We start from the raw sequence: 664 nt of genomic DNA on the forward strand, positions 1-664 counted from the left end.
GCCAGCCTCAGCGGGTTAGTTGTGTTTGGGTCCGCGACGCGTGCGCGCACCCTCAGCCTGCCGGCCCCGGACGTGAAAAAGGGCCCCTAAGAGCCCCTTTTGTTCGGTTGTCCGCGCCTCAGACGGGGAACGCGTAATTGCCGTTGAATTCAGCGGTGTCCCGCACTTGCTCAGCCGTCATCGATGACGGCACCCACCGCGCACCCCGGAACGCAAACAGGTGCGTACGATACTGCGCGAGTGTGATCGGCGTTTCATAGACGCGGCCATCCGGGTACACGGCATAGAACGAGCCGATTACGTCGCTCGGTGCCTCAGCACGCGCAAACGACACGGATTGATAGCCCTTGCACCGGACGGGGGCGCTTGCGTTCGTGTTCGTCATTTTCTGTTCCTCAGCGTCAGCGGTTAATGGCTCAGTGAGCCGATGACCCCGATTATGAATAGGAATCGGGTGCCGGGCCAATTGGAAATAACTATGGGGCCGATAGCCGGAATCAATTGGACAAAGGGCCCCCACCCCGTCCCGGTTTTTAGGAATGGGGCCCCAAATTAGGAGTGCTAAGGTCTCCCCCGGAAACCCCGTCTCGCGACCCAGCCGGGTAGTGCAGGAAACAGGGGGTCTAATTCTCCGCGTAAGGTATTCCCCGGATTGCGTCTTTTG

The 664-nt window shown here is 59.9% G+C and carries 1 protein-coding gene; it reads right to left on the reverse strand.

The genetic code is table 11. The features are described from left to right. Nucleotides 1–118: 118 nt before the first annotated feature. Entirely contained in the window at nucleotides 119–385 is a 267-nt protein-coding gene (locus AC1RPJ_RS07670) for a hypothetical protein (RefSeq protein ID WP_289901116.1), read from the reverse strand. Nucleotides 386–664: the final 279 nt, after the last annotated feature.

It is taken from the genome of Dellaglioa sp. CoH-57-MRSF-17, assembly GCF_056782015.1.

Coding starts and splice junctions, on each gene's coding strand:
- AC1RPJ_RS07670 (WP_289901116.1), bottom strand. CDS start 385: ATGACGAACACGAACGCAAGCGCCCCCGTCCGGTGCAAGGGCTATCAA.